This window comes from Mycobacterium sp. ITM-2016-00318 (genome assembly GCF_002968285.2).
Classification (GTDB): Bacteria; Actinomycetota; Actinomycetes; order Mycobacteriales; family Mycobacteriaceae; genus Mycobacterium.
In genome coordinates, this window is the sequence record NZ_CP134400.1 from 5,361,586 (window position 1) to 5,381,226 (window position 19,641).

General features: G+C 67.5%; 22 protein-coding genes and 2 pseudogenes. 9 read left to right on the plus strand and 15 right to left on the minus strand.

Features of this window, described 5'->3' with window-relative positions; translation table 11 throughout:
* Window positions 1-6: 6 nt before the first annotated feature.
* Window positions 7-1,182, minus strand: coding sequence for an acyl-CoA dehydrogenase family protein (locus C6A82_RS26425; RefSeq protein ID WP_105346939.1), 1,176 nt, complete (start codon window positions 1,180-1,182; stop codon window positions 7-9).
* A 232-nt stretch (window positions 1,183-1,414) separates the two neighbouring features.
* On the opposite strand from C6A82_RS26425, the gene helR reads away from it, so the two are divergent.
* A complete protein-coding gene (gene helR / locus C6A82_RS26430) occupies window positions 1,415-3,622 on the plus strand; it encodes an RNA polymerase recycling motor ATPase HelR (RefSeq protein ID WP_199193863.1) in 2,208 nt (735 codons plus the stop codon).
* A gap of 39 nt (window positions 3,623-3,661) precedes the next feature.
* Here helR and C6A82_RS26435 read toward each other — a convergent pair whose 3' ends face one another.
* The 5 genes from C6A82_RS26435 to C6A82_RS26455 all read right to left on the minus strand — a co-directional run bounded on the left by C6A82_RS26435 (window position 3,662) and on the right by C6A82_RS26455 (window position 6,276).
* The gene (locus C6A82_RS26435) at window positions 3,662-3,853 is read right to left on the minus strand and encodes a hypothetical protein (RefSeq protein ID WP_142406002.1); all 192 of its coding nucleotides are present in this window, start codon (window positions 3,851-3,853) and stop codon (window positions 3,662-3,664) included.
* A 134-nt stretch (window positions 3,854-3,987) separates the two neighbouring features.
* Complete coding sequence (locus C6A82_RS26440; protein ID WP_105346950.1) at window positions 3,988-4,707, minus strand: CoA pyrophosphatase; 720 nt, start codon at window positions 4,705-4,707, stop codon at window positions 3,988-3,990.
* Window positions 4,708-4,901: 194 nt separating this feature from the next.
* Window positions 4,902-5,126, minus strand: coding sequence for an anti-sigma factor (locus C6A82_RS26445; protein WP_105346949.1), 225 nt, complete (start codon window positions 5,124-5,126; stop codon window positions 4,902-4,904).
* Window positions 5,127-5,134: 8 nt separating this feature from the next.
* Entirely contained in the window at window positions 5,135-5,770 is a 636-nt protein-coding gene (locus C6A82_RS26450; protein WP_105346937.1) for an RNA polymerase sigma factor, read from the minus strand.
* A complete protein-coding gene (locus tag C6A82_RS26455) occupies window positions 5,767-6,276 on the minus strand; it encodes a YkgB family protein (RefSeq protein WP_105346936.1) in 510 nt (169 codons plus the stop codon). The genes C6A82_RS26450 and C6A82_RS26455 overlap by 4 nt, the downstream gene beginning before the upstream one ends.
* 110 nt (window positions 6,277-6,386) lie before the next feature.
* Here C6A82_RS26455 and C6A82_RS26460 point away from each other — a divergent pair, with 110 nt between their 5' ends.
* Window positions 6,387-6,551 (plus strand): hypothetical protein, encoded by a 165-nt coding sequence (locus C6A82_RS26460; RefSeq protein ID WP_311101558.1) that lies wholly within the window; start codon window positions 6,387-6,389, stop codon window positions 6,549-6,551.
* A gap of 369 nt (window positions 6,552-6,920) precedes the next feature.
* Here C6A82_RS26460 and C6A82_RS26465 read toward each other — a convergent pair whose 3' ends face one another.
* The 5 genes from C6A82_RS26465 to C6A82_RS26485 are packed head-to-tail and all read right to left on the minus strand — an operon-like array spanning window position 6,921 to window position 10,112.
* Window positions 6,921-7,538, minus strand: a complete 618-nt coding sequence (locus C6A82_RS26465; protein WP_105346935.1) for a TenA family protein — start codon at window positions 7,536-7,538, stop codon at window positions 6,921-6,923.
* Between the two features lie 10 nt (window positions 7,539-7,548).
* The gene (locus C6A82_RS26470) at window positions 7,549-7,773 is read right to left on the minus strand and encodes a hypothetical protein (RefSeq protein WP_105346934.1); all 225 of its coding nucleotides are present in this window, start codon (window positions 7,771-7,773) and stop codon (window positions 7,549-7,551) included.
* Between the two features lie 42 nt (window positions 7,774-7,815).
* The gene (locus C6A82_RS26475) at window positions 7,816-8,547 is read right to left on the minus strand and encodes an SDR family oxidoreductase (RefSeq protein WP_105346933.1); all 732 of its coding nucleotides are present in this window, start codon (window positions 8,545-8,547) and stop codon (window positions 7,816-7,818) included.
* Window positions 8,548-8,556: 9 nt separating this feature from the next.
* The gene (locus tag C6A82_RS26480; protein ID WP_199193864.1) at window positions 8,557-9,705 is read right to left on the minus strand and encodes an RNA polymerase sigma factor; all 1,149 of its coding nucleotides are present in this window, start codon (window positions 9,703-9,705) and stop codon (window positions 8,557-8,559) included.
* Window positions 9,705-10,112 (minus strand): YciI family protein, encoded by a 408-nt coding sequence (locus tag C6A82_RS26485; RefSeq protein WP_105346932.1) that lies wholly within the window; start codon window positions 10,110-10,112, stop codon window positions 9,705-9,707. Before C6A82_RS26485 ends, C6A82_RS26480 begins: the two co-directional genes overlap by 1 nt.
* Window positions 10,113-10,399: 287 nt before the next feature.
* Here C6A82_RS26485 and C6A82_RS26490 point away from each other — a divergent pair, with 287 nt between their 5' ends.
* From C6A82_RS26490 to C6A82_RS26500, 3 genes are all read left to right on the plus strand, one after another.
* Window positions 10,400-10,540: a hypothetical protein gene (locus tag C6A82_RS26490; RefSeq protein ID WP_199193862.1), complete on the plus strand. Its 141-nt coding sequence runs from the start codon at window positions 10,400-10,402 to the stop codon at window positions 10,538-10,540.
* A gap of 87 nt (window positions 10,541-10,627) precedes the next feature.
* Window positions 10,628-11,341: a GAF and ANTAR domain-containing protein gene (locus tag C6A82_RS26495; protein WP_105346930.1), complete on the plus strand. Its 714-nt coding sequence runs from the start codon at window positions 10,628-10,630 to the stop codon at window positions 11,339-11,341.
* A 6-nt stretch (window positions 11,342-11,347) separates the two neighbouring features.
* Window positions 11,348-11,635 (plus strand): hypothetical protein, encoded by a 288-nt coding sequence (locus C6A82_RS26500; protein WP_105346929.1) that lies wholly within the window; start codon window positions 11,348-11,350, stop codon window positions 11,633-11,635.
* Window positions 11,636-11,643: 8 nt separating this feature from the next.
* On the opposite strand, the pseudogene C6A82_RS26505 reads toward C6A82_RS26500, so the two are convergent.
* Together C6A82_RS26505 and C6A82_RS26510 are read right to left on the minus strand one after the other, a co-directional pair.
* Window positions 11,644-12,281 (minus strand): annotated as a pseudogene (locus C6A82_RS26505) (ANTAR domain-containing protein).
* Window positions 12,282-12,379: 98 nt separating this feature from the next.
* A pseudogene (locus C6A82_RS26510) lies at window positions 12,380-13,209 on the minus strand (LLM class F420-dependent oxidoreductase).
* 87 nt (window positions 13,210-13,296) lie between these two features.
* Here C6A82_RS26510 and C6A82_RS26515 point away from each other — a divergent pair.
* Window positions 13,297-13,419, plus strand: coding sequence for a hypothetical protein (locus C6A82_RS26515; RefSeq protein ID WP_255419254.1), 123 nt, complete (start codon window positions 13,297-13,299; stop codon window positions 13,417-13,419).
* A gap of 35 nt (window positions 13,420-13,454) precedes the next feature.
* Complete coding sequence (locus C6A82_RS26520; protein ID WP_105346928.1) at window positions 13,455-14,645, plus strand: metallophosphoesterase; 1,191 nt, start codon at window positions 13,455-13,457, stop codon at window positions 14,643-14,645.
* On the opposite strand, the gene C6A82_RS26525 is transcribed toward C6A82_RS26520, so the two are convergent.
* Complete coding sequence (locus C6A82_RS26525; RefSeq protein WP_105346927.1) at window positions 14,617-15,801, minus strand: MFS transporter; 1,185 nt, start codon at window positions 15,799-15,801, stop codon at window positions 14,617-14,619. The two genes, C6A82_RS26520 and C6A82_RS26525, sit on opposite strands and share 29 nt — an antisense overlap.
* Before the next feature lie 44 nt (window positions 15,802-15,845).
* Here C6A82_RS26525 and C6A82_RS26530 point away from each other — a divergent pair, with 44 nt between their 5' ends.
* Complete coding sequence (locus C6A82_RS26530; protein ID WP_105346926.1) at window positions 15,846-16,463, plus strand: CGNR zinc finger domain-containing protein; 618 nt, start codon at window positions 15,846-15,848, stop codon at window positions 16,461-16,463.
* 34 nt (window positions 16,464-16,497) lie between these two features.
* Here the strand turns inward: C6A82_RS26530 and C6A82_RS26535 are convergent, their stop codons facing one another.
* Window positions 16,498-18,075: an FMN-binding glutamate synthase family protein gene (locus C6A82_RS26535; protein WP_311101559.1), complete on the minus strand. Its 1,578-nt coding sequence runs from the start codon at window positions 18,073-18,075 to the stop codon at window positions 16,498-16,500.
* A 140-nt stretch (window positions 18,076-18,215) separates the two neighbouring features.
* On the opposite strand from C6A82_RS26535, the gene C6A82_RS26540 reads away from it, so the two are divergent.
* Complete coding sequence (locus C6A82_RS26540) at window positions 18,216-19,475, plus strand: MFS transporter (protein ID WP_105341274.1); 1,260 nt, start codon at window positions 18,216-18,218, stop codon at window positions 19,473-19,475.
* Window positions 19,476-19,641 lie beyond the last annotated feature (166 nt).

A 19,641-nucleotide genomic window follows, 5' to 3' on the forward strand; every position in this document is an offset into this window, starting at 1 on the left:
GTCGGCTCACAATCCCAGAATCGTCGACGCGATGATGGTGCGTTGAATTTCGTTGGTGCCGCCGTAGATCGACGTCTTCCGGTAGTTGAGGTAACGAGGTGCGGCGTTCTGTGCCCACGGCGGCACGTCGACGCCATCGCCCGCCTCGAACGGCAAGGCGGCGGGGCCTGCCACTTCGACGAGCAGTTCGGTGGCGGCCTGCTGCAGCTGGCTGCCGCGCAACTTGAGGATCGACGACGCCGGGTTCGGCTTCCCGTCGGCTTCGGATCCGCTCACGCGCATCTGCGTGAGTTCCAAAGCCAGCAGCCCGTTTTCGATCGCGGCGACCCTGGCGGCGAACAGCGGATCGTCGAGCAGCGTCCCGCCGTTGAGTTGCACTTCGGCGGCGCGTTCTTTGACCTGCGCCATCCACAGCTTGGTGTTGCCGATGCGGGCGATGCCGGTGCGCTCGTTGCCGAGAAGGAACTTCGCATACGTCCAGCCGTGATTCTCCTCGCCGACAAGCTGGTCGGCAGGCACCCGCACGTCTTCGAAGAACACCTCGTTGACTTCGTAGCCGCCGTCGATCAGCTTGATGGGGCGCAGCGTGATGCCCGGGGTGTCCATCCTCGCCAGCAGGAACGAGATACCCGCCTGTCGCTTGGGGGCGTTCGGGTCGGTGCGGGCGAGCAGGAAGATCCAGTCGGCGTACTGACCGAGCGTCGTCCATGTCTTCTGGCCGTTGACCACGTAGCTGTCCCCGTCGCGTACGGCGGTGGTGCGCAGCGACGCCAGATCCGATCCCGCCTCGGGTTCGGAGAACCCCTGACACCACCAGATGTCGAGGTTCGCGGTGGGCGCCAGGAACCGCTCCTTGAGCTCTTGCGAGCCGAACTGGGCGATGACCGGACCGACCATCTTCGCGTTGAAGGGCAGCGGTTCAGGCACCCCTGCCAACTGCATCTCGTCGAGCCAGATCTGTCGCTGCAGCGGCGTCCAGTCCTTACCGCCCCATTCGACCGGCCAGTTCGGCACGGCCAGTCCGTGCTCGTTGAGGATCCGCTGGCCGGTCACCAGGTCGTCCGGGTAGCGAAGGGCGCCCGCCTGCGCCCGCCCGCGGAGGTCATCGGGGACGGCGGTGGTGTAGATGCGCCGTAACTCCTCGCGGAAGGCGGCATCCTCGTCGCTCAGCGCCAACTTCACACCTGAACCCCGTTCTGTAGCAGCACTGCACCCGTCGCTCACCCGAGATACCCGCTGAGGGCGGCGCCCATGTGGCGCCAAAGAAAAAGGGAAGGGATCGATTTCCCTTCCACTATCAATCTATAGCGCACCCCGGGGCTTGCGGCAAGGCCGGGGTCATGCTTCACAATCATCGCCTGACCTGCAGCCGTTGGCGTAGGCCGGTACAGCGATTCGCACCATTTGGGGGCATGTGACCACTCGAGAGTACGACGACGAACTGCAGTCCGAACAGCAGCACGTAAGCGACCTCTACCGACGGCTCGACGCCGAACGGGCGCGGGTGCGCGAGAGCTACGCAGCAGCTTTGCGGAGCCCGATCGACAAGAAGGACGGCGGCACCCTCGTGCAACGGGATTCCGAGGTGCGTGCGCTCGCCATGGAGATGCGGCGGCTCGACGTCGCCGACACCGGGTTGTGCTTCGGCCGGCTGGACGCCGTCTCCGGCGAGCGGTCCTACATCGGCCGCATCGGCATATTCGACGCCGATGACGACTACGAACCGCTCCTGACCGACTGGCGCGCCCCTGCGGCCCGCCCGTTCTACACGGCGACCGGCGCGAACCCGGAGAACATGCGTCGTCGTCGCCAGTTCCACAGCCGAGGTCGGCAGGTGGTCGACTTCACCGACGAGATCCTCGGCCGACCCGACGGCAGCGAACGGGGCGGCACGGGCGATGCCGCCCTGCTCGCGGCGGTCAACGCGCCGCGCGGCGACGGTATGCGCGACATCGTCGCCACCATCCAGGCCGAACAGGACGAGATCATCCGGCTCGACCACCCAGGAGTGCTGGTCATCGAGGGCGGTCCCGGTACCGGCAAGACCGTGGTGGCTCTGCACCGCGTCGCATACCTGCTCTACACCCAGCGTAGGCGGATCGAGAACCACGGCGTCCTCGTCGTCGGTCCGAACTCGGCGTTTCTGACCCATATCGGCCGCGTCCTACCGTCGCTGGGCGAAACGGACGTGGTGTTCATGACCGCCGGGGATCTGGTCCCCGGTCTGCACGTGACCGCCGACGACACCCCGCACGCCACGCGGCTCAAGGGCTCCCTGCAGATCCTCGACGTCCTGGCCGCCGCGATCGCCGATCGGCAACGGGTGCCCGCGCATCCGATACTGGTGGAGCTGACCGACGTCACGGTGCGCATCGACGCCGAGACCGCGCAGTGGGCCATCGAGGAGGCGCGCGGCAGCGGCCTGCCCCACAACGAGGCGCGTGCGAAGTTCGTCGAGATCGTCACCTACGTGCTGACCGAGCGCGCAATCGCCAGGATCGGACGCGGCTGGCTCACCCGGGAAGACCGCCAGGCGTGGGAGAACCTGCGCAGCGATCTGCTGGCCGAGCTCGCGGCGAACGAGACCTTCACCGCTGCCGTCGACGAGCTGTGGCCCATCCTCACCCCAGAGTCGCTGCTGGCGTCGCTGTTCTCGTCAGCCGAGCGGCTTGCGGCCGCGGGGGCCGACGCCGCGCTGTTACGCAGCCAAGGCGACCCGTGGACGGTCTCCGATGTGCCGCTGCTCGATGAACTCGTCGACCTGCTCGGCCCCGACGAGCCGGTCGACGATGCCGCCGAGCGGGAACGTCGGGCAGAGGCGCAGTACGCCGAGGGCGTGCTGGACATGATGGTCAGCCGTGAGGACCTGATGTCCGACGAGGACCACCTGCTGGCGACGGACCTGCTCTATGCGGAGGACCTCGCCGAGCGCTTCGTCGAGCGCGACACGAGGGAGCTCGCCGAGCGAGCCGCGGGGGACCGGGACTGGACGTATCGCCACGTCGTAGTCGACGAGGCGCAGGAACTGTCCGAGATGGATTGGCGGGTGTTGATGCGACGCTGCCCGAGCCGCTCGTTCACTGCGGTCGGTGACCTCGCGCAGCGGCGATCCGTCGGCGGGGCGACGTCGTGGGATTCCATGCTCGAGCCCTACGTCCCCGGCCGATGGGTGTACCGCTCACTGAGCGTTAACTACCGCACCCCGGCGGAGATCATGGCTGTCGCAGCAGACCTGCTCGCCGAGTTCGCGCCGGGCGTCCAACCGCCTGACTCGGTCCGCTCGACCGGCGTACGGCCGTGGTCGAAATCGGTCACCGAGAATGAGTTGCCTTCGGCGATAGCGGAATTCGTCCGCGCGGAAGCCGAGCGTGACGGCACGAGCGTGGTGATCGGTCCCCCCGGCGTGCCCGGCACCGTACCGCCCTCGAAGACGAAGGGGCTGGAATTCGACGCGGTTCTGGTTGTGGAGCCGGGCCGCATCCTCGACCAGGGACCGCGTGGCGCCGCCGAGTTGTACGTCGCGCTCACCCGCGCGACGCAACGACTCGGTGTGCTGCACAGTGGGCCGCTGCCTCGTGCTCTTGGCAGGCTCGAGGGTAAGGACGCCGACGCTCGGATATGAACGTGAACCCGACGGCGCCGGCCTGCACTGCAGCGAGCGTCAGCGTCGGCGGAAGTTGATCACCACGGCGTTCTCGCGGTCTTCGCGTGGCTCCGGACGCGGACCCTGATAGGACGGGTGCCTGCGCATCGCCGCCCGCAGTTCGGCGGAGCGCCGGCGGGCCGAGCGCCGGGCAGGATGCGTCTCGAGCGATATGACATTCGCTGCTGCGGCCGTCGTGGCCACGGTCATCACCACCTCGCTGGACAACGGGGTTGTCGTTGCTGCCGATGGTGCCCGGCGTAACTGAGTCGAACCATCAGAGCCACCCGTGAACTGGCTGAGAAATGCCCCGGTTTACGGATCCGTAAACCCCGTCAAAGCACCTATTTCCAGGCGAAAACCGGCTGCTCGAGCTGGTCGACGGGGTCCTGTCGTCCCTCCAGCCCCAGCCACCGCAACTGCAACAGCACCGCCCCGGTCGGGGCATGAATCAGGTCGTTGCCCAACGGGATCTGGACCACCGGCCGCGGGCTCTCCGGAATGGAGATGAAACGGGGCGAATCGTCGCGCTGCAGCTGATGAAGGCCGACCCGGTAGACCGCGACCACCTCGTCGGGTGAGGGTTGCGGGTCGAGCCGCCCACCGCCCCAGATGACCACCGGGGTGATGACGTAACCCGACCGGGTCGGATAGTCGTCGAGCAGGCCGATGACGTCAGACTCGTTGCACCGCACACCGACTTCCTCGTCGAGCTCGCGCAACGCGGCGTCGACGACCGTCTCTCCCGGATCGAGTCTGCCGCCAGGAAGAGCCCACTGCGCCGCATGTGTGGACAGCCGGGTTGCTCTCCGGCACAACAGGAACGCTGCACCGCCAGACACGTCCACCATGCGGCCGTCGAGGCCGGCCAACGCCACCTCGCGGCCGTCGTTCCAGTGGTCCACGTTCACCGGATCGACTCTGTCGTCGCCGATCTCCGAATCGACGAGCACGACTGCGACGGCCGCGTGCCGCTTCGTCGGATCAGTCACGGCCCGCCGCGGGTGTTGCGCGAGGTGGCTTCTGATCCGTTCCCGAAGCGCGTCGTCGTAGGTGATGGTCACCGCTCGACCATAGAACCACCGCGCGGCGGTCAGCACACGGCGTCGACGTACACGGTTGACGATCACCGCGTGGCCGGCCTCCTGCAGTTGCATGACGACCGTGTTGACGTCGCGCGGGCCTCCGGAGCATGGTGATCCGTTGACGCCGTTGACAATCGGTGGTGGCCAGATACGTCCCGACCGTTACAGAGGTGCTACCGCCAGTCGCGGAACGCATTCATCAATCGGTCGCGGAACGACGGATCCAACGTCTCGTCGTCGACCTTTCCCAAGGTGTCCACCGTCGCGCGAAATTGCTGCAGATAGTTCGCGCAACCGTCGCATTCGAGCAGATGGACGTCGACACGTGCCCTGGTGTCGGGATCGAGCGATCCGTCGAGATATGAGGTGACGAGCTCGACGAGCTCATTGCAGTCCATGTCGCCGGTCACTTCGCATCCTTCAGATAGTCCTCGAGCACCTGTCGTACCGCGGCCCGTCCGCGGTGGAGGAGCACGCGCTGATTGGCCACGCTGATGTCCAGCAGCTCACGCACTTCGGCCGAGTCGAAACCCAGCATGTCGCGCGTCGTCACCACGACTCGCTGTCGCTCCGGCAACTTCTCGAGTTGGTTGCGTGCGACGGTGATGAGTTCGTCGCCGAGCACCGCGCCCTCCGGCGTTTGCGGAAAGGGCTCGGGCGCAGCATCTTCGCGCCAGTGGCCGGGCCATTCGTCGTCGGCCGCGCGGAAGCGCCCGGAGTCCACCGTGCCGCCGGTGAAGGCCATCACTTCCACCTCCGTATCACGCCGTTCCCTCAGGGCGCGCGCTTTGGCGATGTTGATGAGGATGCTGAAAAGCCATGTGCGCAAAGAAGTCCGGCCCTCGAACTTGGGAATGCCTTTGATCAGCGCGATCCATGCTTCCTGCACCACTTCCTCGGCGCTGGCGTGGGTTCGCACGTATCCGCGGGCGACGCGCAGCATCGACGGCGTGTGGCGGTCGACCAACGCGGCGTAGACCGCCTCATCGCCGACCCGCAGGCCCGCGATGACAGCGGTCTCGTCGCTTGCAGCCGTGGTCATCTGGGCGACAGCGTAACCATTTCAGCGGTCAACCGGGCCGAGCGCAGGGCATCGGTGAGGGTCCAGATCGACAGGCCGAGCAGCGCCACGTCCTTGATGAGGAACTGGCCCGATGTCGACAGCATCGGGAATCCGGCCTGCGACGCCTCGAATACGCCGGGCGTGGTGAACAGGAACGTGATCGTCGCGGCGAACAGCCCGATCGCGATGACGCTGCCGATGGCCGACAGGCGCGGTGCCCACGGCTTCACCGCCAACAGCACCGCCGCGGCGACTTCCACCGCACCGAGCAGCGCGGAGAACGTGGTGACGGAGAAGAGGTCGTACATCCAGCTCATCAGGGGACTGTTGACCACCAGTGGTTCGATGCCGTATGCCTCGAAGGACGTGAATTTCATCAGGCCGATCCAGCCGATGACGACCACGAGGCCGTAACGGGCGAAGTGCCCGGCGAGACCGTCGAGGGCCGTAGCCGGTGAAGCGGTGGTGTTGAGAGTGTCGGTCATGACGTCGGCTCCTTCTTCAGATCTTCAATGGTTGTATCTGCTCAGTGCCGACGACGAGTCGAACCGTTACACGTCTGCCGGGACGGGGCGCGGACGAGGACGATGGAGGCGTGCCCGAGGGTGACACCGTGTACGCACTGGCCCGCCGCCTCGACGAGGCGCTGCGCGATCGCGTGCTGACCCACGGCGAACTGCGGGGGTGCCCGCACATGCGACGGCGGACCTCGCCGGGCACACCGTGCTGGCTCATGTCACGCACGGCAAGCATCTGCTGACCCGGCTCTCCGGCGATCTGACACTGCACACCCACCTAGGCCTCTCGTCGCAGCCCTGCTCGACCAGCGGTGCGTGGCGGGGTTCGGCAACCTGTGGGCCAACGAGTTGTGCTTCCTGCGCGGACACAATCCGTGGACACCGGTCGCAGATGTCGACGTACCGGCGGTGTTGGACGTGGGGGCCAGGGCGCTGCGTCATTCGGCGACGGTCCTCGGCGCGATGCAGGTGACGGGTGACCGGCCGTGCGGGCCGCCCGTGCCTGCGGTGCGGAACCCGGGTCCGCGTCGTCGCCGAGGTCGCGAACGACCCGCAGCGGCGCCGGACCTGGTGGTGTCCAGCCTGCCAGCCCGAACCGGGGTGCGGCTGACTCAGTGCCGCGGTGTGAGCGACGCCTCGAAGAACGCCAGTTCCAGCCGCATGGCACGCCGATAGGCGCTGCGCACGGCAGGCGTGTCGGGCTGTTCGTCGAGCAGCCGTTCCAACGCCGCGGCGGTCGACTCGAATTCGGGGTCGGCGTAGGTCTGCACCCACTGCGCGTACGGCCCGGCGGTCTCGGCGTCGAGCGACGTTCCGAGCCACGCGTACAGGCGCATGCAGGGGGTCATGGCCGCGAAGATCACGCCCAGATCCTGCGTCGCCGCCGTTGCGAGAAGGAACTCGGTGTAGGCGAGGGTCGCAGGCAACGGCTCGACGCCGGCCATGTCGATACCCCAGGAGCCTGCGTAGGAGCCGTGTAGTCCCAGCTCATGCCGCACCCCGGCGAGAAGATCGGCCAAGGTGAGCAGAGTCGAGGTGTCGGTGCTGCGAGCGAGCGCCAAAGCATATGCGCGCGCGAAGGATTCGAGGAAGAAGGCGTCCTGGGCGAGGTAGCCCGCGAACGCCTCTTTGGACAGCGAGCCGTCGCCGATACCCCGGACGAACGGATGCGCGAGCACGTCGGCGGCGACATCGGCGCTGTCCGACCACAGTGCAGCAGACAGTGTCACGTCGGACCGATCAGCGCTTCAGCCAACCCTTGACAGCGTCCAGGTCCCTGGATGTGGACATCAGGATGTTGTCCTTGTACAGCGCGCCCCCGCTGATCGCGTGGCTGCCCTGCCAGACGATGTGAACGCGATCGGGCCTGCGTAGGTAGTAGTCGCTGCGGTCGGCGTCCCTGTGCTGCCAGCCGGCCTGCTCGGCAAGGCTGATCACCTCGTCGCGCTCGGCGGTTGCCGTCATGGCACGTACCTCCTCTGTTGCATGGCTACGCTATCGCCGAGTTCAGACCTGAGACAAACCGCCGTCGACGCACAGTTCGACACCTGCGACGAAGCTGCTCTCATCGCTGGCCAGGAACAGGGCCGCCGCTGCTATCTCCTCGGGTCGACCGAGGCGGCCGATCGGGATCGTCGATGCCAGTTCCGAGCGGACCGCTTCGGGCACGGATTCGAACATCGCGGTGTCGGTGGGGCCGGGACTCACGACGTTGACCCTGATCCCCCGCGGTGCCAGTTCGGTGGTCCACGTGCGCGCCAACGCCCGCACCCCGGCCTTGGCCGCGCCGTAGACGCTGAACCTCTCGGTGCCGACATTGGCGGCGATCGAGCCGACGAGGACCACCGTTGCACCTCGAGTCATCAGAGGCAGCGCCGACTGCACGGCGAACAACAGGGACCGGAGGTTGACTCCGACGAGACGATCGAAGTGGTCCTCGGTGATGCTGTCGATACTGCTGGGTTCGCTGAAGCCGGCGTTGACGACTAGGACGTCGATCCGGCCGGAACGCGAGCCGACTTGATTGACAACGGCTTTGACATCGTCGAGCCTGCCCGCATCGGCCTGCACCGCGTGCGAACGCTGCCCGACACGAACGTGGGCCGCATCGAGGTCGGCCTGCCGGCGGCCGGTGAAGTACACCTCGGCACCTTCGGCGGCGAACCGTTGCGCGATCGCCAGCCCGATGCCGCTGGCGCCGCCGATCACCAACGCCACCTTGTCGTCGAGTCTGCTCATCGCCGAACTCTAGCCCCGGCGGAGCGCGGTGGCACGCAGCGTGAGGTGGTTGCGTTCGGCCATGCTCTGCGCCTTCTCGGCCGCCTTCACATAAAGCTCGACCGCTGTCTCGATGTCGCCGGCCCGCTCGTGAAAATAGGCCCTCGCCGCGGTGTGTCGCGGAAGCTTCTGGTCAAGCCTTTCGAGGGCGGCCAGGCCGGCCTGCGGGCCCTCGGCTTCACCGACCGCGACAGCGCGGTTGAGCTGCGCGACAGGATTGTCGGTGAGACGGACCAGCTCGTCGTACCACTCGACGATCTGCACCCAGTCGGTCTCGTCGGCCACCCTGGCGTCGGCATGCAGCGCCGCGATGGCGGCCTGCGCCTGATATTCGCCGAGCCGGTCACGCGCCAGCGCGGCCTGCAGCACGGCCACGCCCTCGGCGATCAGATCGGTGCGCCACAGAGTGCGGTCCTGGTCGGCCAGCGGCACCAGGCTGCCGTCGGCGCGGGTCCTTGCGTCGCGTCTGGCGTGGTGGAGGAGAAACAGGGCGAGCAGCCCGGCGACCTCTGGGTGGTCGGTCGTCGCGAACAGCTGGCGGGCCAGCCTGATCGCCTCCGCCGCCAGGTCGACGTCTCCGCCGTAGCCTTCGTTGAACACCAGATAGAGCACCTTGCACACCGTGCGTAGATCGCCTGCACGATCCAGCCGGACGTCTACGACGGTCCGCTTGGCTCGTGAAATCCGTTGCGCCATGGTCGATTCGGGAACGAGGTAGGCCTGTGCGATCTGGCGCGTGGTGAGACCGCCGACAGCCCGCAGTGTGAGGGCGACCGCCGAGGACGGACTCAGGCTCGGGTGAGCGCACAGAAAGTACAGGGCCAGGGTGTCGTCAGTGGTTTCGGTCGGTCCCGGCGGCACGTCGGCCGCCAGAGATTCTCGGTTCCGTCGCGCGGAGTCGGCTCGTGCGAAGTCGACGAAGCGGTGCCAGGCGGTGGCGACAAGCCACCCCTTAGGGTCGTCGGGCGGGTTTTCTGGCCACGTCTCGACGGCCCGGATCAGCGCCTCCTGTACGGCGTCCTCCGCGGTGGCGAAGTCCGCCCCGCGGCGGACGAGGACCGCCAACACGCGCGGGATGAGCTCACGTAGCCGAGCCTCGTCCACCGCGCCGGAGGACATCACTCCGTGACGGTGGCCGGAGAGCCCATGAAGGGCCGCACCTCGAGCCACTCGTGGATCGGCCTGCCGCCGGCCCCCGGCGCTGCCGACAACTCGCCCGCGAGTTCGACGGCGCGCTCGAATGAATCGACGTCGATGATCATGAAGCCGGCGATCAGGTCCTTGGTCTCGGCGAACGGGCCGTCGGTAACCGGTGGCCTGCCCTCGCCGTCGTGGCGGACCCATGCCCCATCGGCAGACAGGGCCTGGCTGTCGACGTATTCGCCGCTGTCCTTGAGGCGGTCCGCGAAGTCGTCCATGTACTTGATGTGCGCCTCGACCTCCGCGGGCGTCCACTGGTCCATCGGCACGTCGTTGACCGCTGCGGGTGCGCCTCGGTAATGCTTGAGGAACAGGTACTTCGCCATCGTTTTCTCCCTTCAGGTTCGCGACCCTAGTTGGTCGCACATCCCTGGGACGGAGCCGTCAAGGCGTTCTCGACATCCCCGCGAGAATTCTGGGCGACCGGGTGCTGGCACCACGGCGACAAGCCGGTGACCCCGCCCTGATGTCCAGTGTGGCTTCGCCAAGAGGAACCCGGCGTTCGCTAGCCGTGAAGTCAAGATCGGTCAACGCTTTGCGGCTGGCTGTGACGGGTGAACGCGCGCAGTACGGGTATGCGGCACGGATCAACGACACCACTGAGGGGCGAACGATGAACCAATCGGGTATGGCCCGGAAGGGCATCGACCCTGACGCCGATCCGGAGATCAAGACATCGGGCACTGAACAGCCGGACCAGGCCGAGGGTGAAGCGGACGACGCGGAAACCGGAGAGGCTTCGACCGAGGGTTAGAGGGCTACGTTTGCGCGTCGGCCGGTGTGGTAGTCCACCGTCGTCCGCCGAGTAGACCGTGTATGCATTGCGAGGAGGTGACGTCTGGTGACGACGGACCGGGGCCCGGCCGAGGAGTTGGCAGGTGCGTTCGCCCGCATCTCGGGAATGTTGCTCAGCGAGGCGACAGTCGCGACCGCCCTTTCGACGGTGACGTCGCTCGCCTCGGACACAATCGCCGGCAGCACCGGATCGGGTGTCAGCCTGCTCGATTCCTCCGGGCAGCGGATCACGTCCGCGGCAACGGATCGTCTGGTGGAACAACTCGACGACCTTCAGTACCACCTGGACGAAGGGCCGTGCCTGACCGCGTGGCGCGATCTCACTGTGATCCGCTCTTCCGGCTCCGGTGATCAGCGGTGGCCGTCGTGGCGGCCGCGAGCCCAGGAGATGGGCCTGCGTTCCTTCATCAGCGCACCGTTGATCCACGGCGAAGACGCGCTCGGTGCCATCAAGGTCTATTCGACCGCCGTCGAGGCGTTCGACGATCGTGATGAAGACCTGCTGCGGCGCTTTGCCGCGCAGGCGGCGATATTCGTCGCCAATGTCCAGACGGTCCGCGCCGCAGAACACCTCAGCGATCGGCTCAAGGAGACACTGCGCGCCCGCGAATTGATCGCGATGGCGCGCGGCATCGTGATGGAACGCCGAAAGGTGGGACCCGATCAAGCCTTTCGCGAGCTGGCGGCCGAGTCTTACCGCAGCAGGCGGCTCCTGCACGATGTTGCGGCAAGCATCGTCGCTTCTCCGGCGGACGGCTGACCGCCGATGACGACCCCCGGCGACCTGCGTCAGCGCTTCAACCAGGCGTTCGAGGCGGCCGACCTGACGCTCGACGAACTGTGGATGCGCTACTTCAGCCTCGGCGGAAACGCGGGTCACTTCGAGCTGGACGCGTATCTCAACGGAGCGATCGCACTGCCTCCGCTGCAGCACGACATTCTCGCGCAGGCAATCAACGAGCGACTCGACGAGATGGCGCCGCCGCGTGCTCCCTACAGTGACGACTTCCATCGGGTCGACCCAATAGACGAGGGCGGGCCCGCAGCGCCGTGAGAGCCGGCTCAAGAATCGCCGCGGGTCGCGATGACCTCGTGCGCGATGTCGACCAGTGGAGTGTTCTTTTTCCTGCGAGAGCCGCCGCAGCATGTCGAACGCAGCAACGTCGTGGATGTCGAAGCACTCCATGAGGATTCCCTTGGCCTGACCGATGCGATCCCTGCTCGCCACCGCTGAGCGAAGCTGCTCGCTCTCGAGGTTGGACGTGATCGCCGCGACGGCGTGGGCGGCGAGCACCGCTCCGGTCGTCTGTCGTTCGGCATCCCGTTCCGTCGGCTGGTAGTTGATAGGTGAGCGCCCCCGCCGTCCGCTCGTGTGTGTACAGCCGGAAAGAGAGCCCGCTGAGGACACCGAGCTTGCGGGCAGCGGCGGAGTAGGCGGGCCATCGACTCTCTTGTCGAAAGTCCTCGGTGCGTACGACATCGTCGTGGAGCGCCGCATCGATGCACGGCCCTTCTTGCAGCGCGTGCTGCAGTTCGTCGAGTTCATGCGGCACCTCGTCGGTACCGGCATGCGATTCGAACGTCCGACCCATCTTGAAAGGGAGTATCCCTGGGATCAGCTCCACCGCGGCCTTGCTCACCGCTTCGAGAACGGTCTCCGCGGAGCGTGGTGCCACGACGGCGCGGGCCAGCTCGGCCATCCGCACCGCCAGCCGATCATTGGCGGCTGAGCCATGCACCCCGCTTGCCCGGTCAACGCTTGATCAAACCGGCCGGCCGCACATCGGACCCTAAGCGCTCATCCGCGGTACTTCGCCACCTGCTCGGCGTACTCGTCGAGCAGACGCAGCGACTCGTCACGCGGCTTGGTCGGCAGCAGCAGCGCAAGCTGGCCGAAGCCCAGTTCCTCGGTGGCGCCCCAGTAGCCGGGATCGACGGGTGTGCCGAATTGCGCGAGCGGAACATCATGGCCTGCGCCGTCGCGCATCTCGTTGATGCGCTGGGTCAGCCGTTCGACCGGAAGCGGGTTGGAGATCCAGCCGGCGCCGTGGCGGACCACCCGCTTGACGGTGGCGTTGGAGTCGCCGCCGATGAATATCGGCGGGTGCGGCTTGCGAACCGGCTTCGGACGCAGATAGGACGAGCCGAACTCGACATAGGCGCCGTGGTACTCGGCGGGTTCGTTGGTCCACAGCGCCTTGATGGCCTCGATCCGTTCGTCGAGCAGGGCGCCCCTCGTCTTGGGATCGGTGCCGTGGTGGCGCAATTCCTCGATGTTCCACCCCGCCCCGACGCCGAATACGAAGCGACCGTTGGAGATCAGGTCGATGCTTGCGGCCTCTTTCGCCGTGATGATCGGATCACGCTGGATGAGCAGAGCGATTCCGGTGACCAACCGATCTTCGACGTCACCGCCGCGGCGGCGGCCAGCGTCACGAACGGGTCCAACGTCCGGTAGTAGATGGACGGCAACTCGCCGCCCATCGGATACGCCGACTCGCGGCTGGCGGGGATGTGCGTGTGCTCGGCGATCGACAGCGCTTCGAACCCGCGCTCCTCGACGGCGCGCGCCAAGGAGACCGTGTCGATTGTGTCGTCGTTGACGAACGTCGAGATCCCGATCTGCATGTGCGCTGGCAACGCTCGCTCACATGGCGCTATTCCCCCCGCGCCGCCTCGATGATTCGCGGCGGCCGCTGCGGGTAGTCCGGTGCAGTGACCGCGCCCGGTCGGGATGTGCCCGACGAACAGCAGGAAGGCGCTGAGACGGTGCCACCGGCAAGCCCTGCGTACTCCACACCGCCGCCCGAGGGAATGCCCGACGCGGACGACGACTAGGTGGAGGGGTCCGTCGCGTCGGTAGCGTCGTTGAGGTGACAGACACCCCTGCCGAAGTAGTCGAGTCGACCGAATCGCCTGCGCGGTCTCCGCGGAGGTGGCGACGGCTGGCCGTGGTGCTCGCCATCCTCCTCCTGTTGTTCGGCGTGCCGGCCTGGACGCTGTTCGGACCCGGCACCCGGTGGCCGACCGCCGTCGTCGCAGCGGGGGCCGCCGTGTTCGCCGCGGCGTTCGTTGCCCTGCCGGTGCTGATGATGCTCGGTCACGGCCGCAGGCACCGTGACCGAGCGGCCGTGGCCGCAGACGCGTTGCTCGGGGCGGCCTGGGTGCTGTTCGTCTGGTCGGTGCTCGGCCTGGTCGTGGAGTCGATGCTGGCGCTGGCCGGTGTCGACGACCCGCTGTTGTCGCGAGTCGTCGCGGCCTCGGTGGTGGTTGTCGTCGCGGTGCTTCTCGCCTGGGGTCACCTCGAGGCGATGCGGGTCCCGCGCGTCAAAGCCCTCGACGTCGACATCGACGGACTCGGGCCGGGGCTCGACGGCACACGGGTCGCGGTGATCACCGACACGCATTACGGACCGATCGACCGCTCACAGTGGTCAGCGGGCGTGGTGGCGAGGGTCAACGAACTCAGCGCCGACATCGTGTGCCATGTCGGCGACATCGCCGACGGCACCGTCGGCATCCGTGAGCAGCAGGCCCGACCGCTCGCATCGGTGAAGGCGACGTCGGCCAGGGTCTACGTCACCGGCAACCACGAATACTTCAGCGAGGCGCAGGGCTGGCTGGACTACATGGAGAGCATCGGCTGGACGGCGCTGCACAACCGGCACGTCGTCGTCGAGCGCGACGGCGAACGGCTCGTCATTGCCGGCGTGGACGACGCCACGGCACGCGGCTCCGGTCTGCCGGGGCACGGCGCGGATCTGGCCGCAGCACTCGCAGGTGCCGATCCCGGTCTACCCGTGGTCCTGCTCGCACATCAACCGAAGCAGGTGGTGCACGCAGCGCGCGCGGGTGTCCAACTGCAGATCTCCGGCCACACCCACGGCGGCCAGATCTGGCCGTTCAACTTCCTGGTTCGGCTGGAGCAGCCGGTGGTGCACGGACTGAGCCGCCACGGCGACCGGACCGCGCTGTACACGAGCCGAGGAACGGGCTTCTGGGGTCCGCCGTTCCGGGTGTTCGCGCCCAGTGAGATCACGCTGCTGACACTTCGTCGCTCCTGAGGCGCCGGCACAGGGGCAGGCCGCCCGCCACCAGGATCGTGCCGGTGAGCGCGAACGCGATACGCAAGTCGGAGGCGGCGGCGATGACGCCCATCACGGCGGGCCCGGCCACCCCGCCGACGCCGAGGCAGCTGAGGGTGAGGACCAGGCCGCTGGTCGGATGGCGTGGATGTAGCCGTTGGTTCCAGATCGCCAGCAGCGCGGCGAACGGCATGTACGCGAAGCCGAACGTCAGCGCGGCCACGGCGGCCACGGCGGCGTTCGACGGCGATACCGCCAACCCCGCGATCGAGGCGGCCAACACCGCCACGGCAGCTTGCAACGACTGGGCAAGACCCCAGCGCGCCACCGCAGCGCCGCTTGCGAGGCCGCTGACGCCGCCGATGCCGACGATCAGCCACATCAGCGCGCTCCAGCGGGCGCCAAGGCCCTCGCTGCGGACCATGTCCACCGCGAAGGTGAAGAAGACTGCGCCCGCCGCTCCGTAGAGCGCGCTCATGAGGCATACCGGCAGCGCGTCGGCCGTCGGCCGGAAGCGTGCCCGCGTCTGCTCGGCGGCCGGGCCCGTTGGCCTGCCGCTCGCCATTGCGCGGTACGCCAGCAGGGTCACCGCCGCCGCAGCCGCGGTGAGGACCAGCCAGATCGCTCGCCAGTTTCCGCCGGGCCGGTCCGCTGCCCAGAGCGCCAGCCCGCCGGCGATGATCAGGCCGAACGTGGTGCCGCTACTGATGACCGACAGCGCCGGATCCCGCAGGCGCGACGCCACACCCGTCGTCACGGCATCGGCGAACGGACCCCACACCATTCCCGAACTGGCCGCCGCGATCACCACACCGGCCATCAGCGTCGGGGTACTGCCTGCGCACGCGATCAGGGCGAGTCCGGTGACGGCCGCGAGATTGGCCAACAGCACCGGCAGCCGGGGGCCGTAGCGCGCGGTCAGCGCGCCGCAGCTGAGCAACGACACGAGGTACATGACCGAAGCGGCGCTGCTGATCGCCCCGATCGTGGCGGTGGTCAATCCGAACTCGGCCCGGAAGGCGGACACGAACAATCCGAAGCCGTATCGCGCGAATCCGAAGCCGACGGCGACCGCCGCACATCCCGCCATCGCCATGGGCAGCGCCGCCGAGTCACGTGGCGTTGTTACCGTCATAATATGTTTGACGGTAACATGCTGACGGTCGATACTGAAAGGCGATGAGAACGCCGGAACGTGCAAGCGACGCCTCAGCCGTCGAAGAGCTCCTCGACAAGGCGCTGTCGCTGAAACCCGCGCCAACGCCCCTGCACCATGTGCAATTACTCCTCAACACGCGCAATCTGCTCGCTGGATACGACCTGCTGAGCGACGAAGCGACGGCGCGGCGGTGCCTGGCCCTCATCGGCGCCAGGGACGGCCACAGTGCGCCGCGCGACCGCGACGACGCCATGTTGTCGTCGCTCATCGATGTGCGGGAGGCGGTTCGTGAGTTGTTGTTGTCTCATGCCGCAGGCCGGACGCCCGACCAGAAAATCCGTGAGCGGATCCGGGCGGCCGGCGCAGCCGTGCGCCTGAGCGTCGACCTCGATGCGTCAGGCATGCCGATCGTGGTGCCGCCCGAGGACGCCAGGGGTGCAGACCGCATCATCGCCGATGTGATGGCGGCGATCGCCTCAGCGGATCCCGACCAGCTTCGCCGATTGAAGGCGTGCGTCAACCCAGAGTGCGGCTGGGTGTTCTTCGACACGAGCCGCAGCCGCAGCGGCACATGGTGCGCGATGAACGTGTGCGGTGCCCGGCACAAGATGGAGCGTTACCGAAGCCGCGGGCGCTGATGCCGGTCTTCAGTGCTCCTCAGCCTTCAGTGCCTCAGCCGACCGCGGACGACGACGACGGCGCAGAACCACCCTGCGTGTCAACGATCGTCATCAGCCGGATGATCTCCTCGCGGTCAGCGGCCGACGGCATTCCCATGCCCGGCTTGTAGTCGTAGACCTCGTGCAGCGGTGTGGATCCCGTGCGGCCGGTCAGGATGTCGACCGCCTCTGAGTCGATCAGCCCGGGATGCTCGACGCCACATGTCTCGGCGACTTTGACCAGATCGCGGCGCAGCGCCTTGATGTAGTTCGCGACCCGCTCCGCCTTCACCTCCGGCACCAGGCCGCGGGCCAGCCACGCGTTCTGGGTGGCGACGCCCGTGGGACAGGTGTCGGTGTGACACTTCTGCGCCTGAATACAGCCGATCGCCAACATCGCCTCTCTGGCGACGTTGACCATGTCGCAGCCCAGCGCGAAGGCCACAACCGCGTTGTCGGGCAGTCCGAGCTTGCCGCCGCCGATGAAGGCGACCCGCTCTGCCAGTCCCTGCTCGGCGAAGATCCGGTACACCCGGGCGAAACCGACCTGGAAGGGCAGCGACACCGTGTCCGTGAAGATCAGCGGCGCCGCGCCGGTGCCGCCCTCGCCGCCGTCGATCGTGACGAAGTCGACGCCTCGGCCCGTCGACCGCATGAGATCCGTCAGGTCGTACCAGAAGTCGTCGTCGCCGACCGCGGACTTGATTCCCACAGGAAGACCGGTCTCCGCGGCGAGCAACTCGACCCAGTCGAGAAGACTGTCGGCGTCGGAGAACTCGGCATGCCGCGACGGGCTGACGCAGTCGTGCCCCTCCGGTACGCCGCGGGCCTCGGCGATCGCGGCGGAAACCTTCGCGGCGGGCAGCAGACCGCCGAGACCCGGCTTCGCGCCTTGGCTCAATTTGATCTCCAGGGCGCGCACGGGAGCCCCTGCCACCGCCGCCTTGAGTCTCTCGAGGTCGAAACGACCGTCGGCGTCGCGGCAGCCGAAATACGCGGTGCCGATCTGGAAGATCAGTTCGCCGCCGTGCCGATGATGGCGGGAGATGCCTCCTTCTCCGGTGTTGTGCAGACAGTCGGCGAGCGCCGCACCACGGTTGAGGGCTTCGACGGCGTTGGCCGACAACGACCCGAAGCTCATCGCGGAGATGTTCACCACGGAGGACGGCCGGAACGCGCCGGTTCTGTCCCGTGCCGCGCCGATCACCTTGGCGCACGGGAGCACCACTCCGTGCGAGGCCTTCGGCGCGGACGCAGGCGTGGCATGGGCGAACGTCCTGTGCTTGATCACCGGATAACCGGCCGTGTACTCGATGTCGTTGTCGGTGCCGAAACCGAAGTAGTTGTTCTCGTTCTTCGACGACGCGTACACCCACCGACGCTGGTCGCGGGTGAAGGGACGCTCTTCGTTGTTGGCTGCCACGATGTACTGCCGCAGTTCCGGTCCGACAGCCTCGATCAGATATCGCGCGTGGCCGATCAGCGGATAGTTACGCAGCAATGCATGTCTGCGCTGCAGCACGTCGCGCACGGCAACGGCACCCAGCGTCGAGGCGGCCGCCGCGGCGACGGCACGAACAGCCCTGTTCATGCGGTCAGTGTTGCCCCGGCGCGCCCTCCCGAAACGGGCGCACGTCGCCAGCGCACGGACTGAGGCCAAGGCAGGAAACATCGAAGTGCTATGTATAGAGACATGCCTTCTGTCACCGCGAGCCGCTCCGTGGCAGTCGGATGACCGCGCAGACCACCGCCGCTGTTCGCCCGCGAAGCGCGCTGGGGTTGATGTTCGACCCCGTTTTCGGCGCGCTGTTCTGGGGCAAGATGTTCGCTGTCGTCGCCGTGTGGACGCACGGCATCGTCGCCGCGATCGTGATGTACGACGCGACGGGATCGGCTCTGATGGTCGGCCTGGTCGGTGTCGCCCAGTTCGGTCCTCAGCTGATCCTCACCCCGACGAGCGGTAAGTGGGCCGACACCGGCGACCCCTCGCGACAGATCCTGCTGGGCAGGGTGCTGTGCGTGGCGGGCTCCGGTTTCACTGCGGTCTGGCTGTTCGGCGACTCGGGACTGCACGGCATGTCCGCCGCGGTGCCGGTGCTCATCGGGTCGTTGCTCGTCGGGTTCGGTTTCGTCGTCGGTGGACCGGCAATGCAGTCGATCGTCCCGAATCTCATTCGCGAGGGCGAGCTTTCGACCGCGATGGCGCTCAACAGCATGCCGATGACCATCGGCCGCATCGTCGGTCCCGCGTCCGGCGCGTACCTGGCGGCACACCTTGGCCCGGAAGCCGGTTTCGCCGTCAGCGCGGGCCTGCATCTCGTGTTCGCCGTCTTCCTCGTCGCGGTGCGCTTTCCGGCGCCGCCGGAGCGTCACGCGGGCACCGATTACCGCGTGCGCACCGCCGTCAGATACGTCTTGCAGGACCGCCCGCTGCTGCTCGCGCTTATCGCGGTGGCCACGGTCGGCATCGCATCCGACCCGTCGATCACGCTGACGCCCTCGCTAGCCGACCAGCTCGGCGGCGGCACCCGGATGGTCGGCACCTTGTCGGCGACGTTCGGAATCGGCGCTGCGGTCGGGATGGTCACCCTGGCGCTGATGAGGGGCCGGTTGGCTTCGCCCAAGGTGTCGTCGATCGGCCTGGCGGGCCTGACCGCCGGCAGCGGAGTACTGGCGCTCGGCACGGTCCCCACGGTGGCGATAGCGGGGTTCGCCCTGGCCGGCCTCGGTTTCGGGTGGGCGATGACGGGGCTGGCGACGGTGGTCCAGGAACGCGCGCCGGAGATATTACGCGGCCGAATCATGGCGTTGTGGCTCGTCGGGTTCGTCGGTTCGCGGCCGATTGCCGCCGCACTGCTCGGCGGCACCGCGGATGTGGTCAACGTGCAGGCGGCCTTCGCAGTCGCGGCGGGGCTGTGCTTGGTCGTGGCGATTTTCTGCCGGCCGTCCCGGTTGGCCGGGCCGTTCCCGGCTCAGCTGCGCACCGGCTGAGGCGGCGACTCGCCGCGTCCGCGGCGTATCCCACTCACGACGACCGAGTGTCGTCGCCTTCGTCGTCCTCGGTGGTCGGTAGCGCCTCGGCTCCCGGCGTGGCCGGGGTGGTCAACACTTCGTCGGTCTCATTGGACGGCTCCGGTGATGTCATTGGTCTGACGTA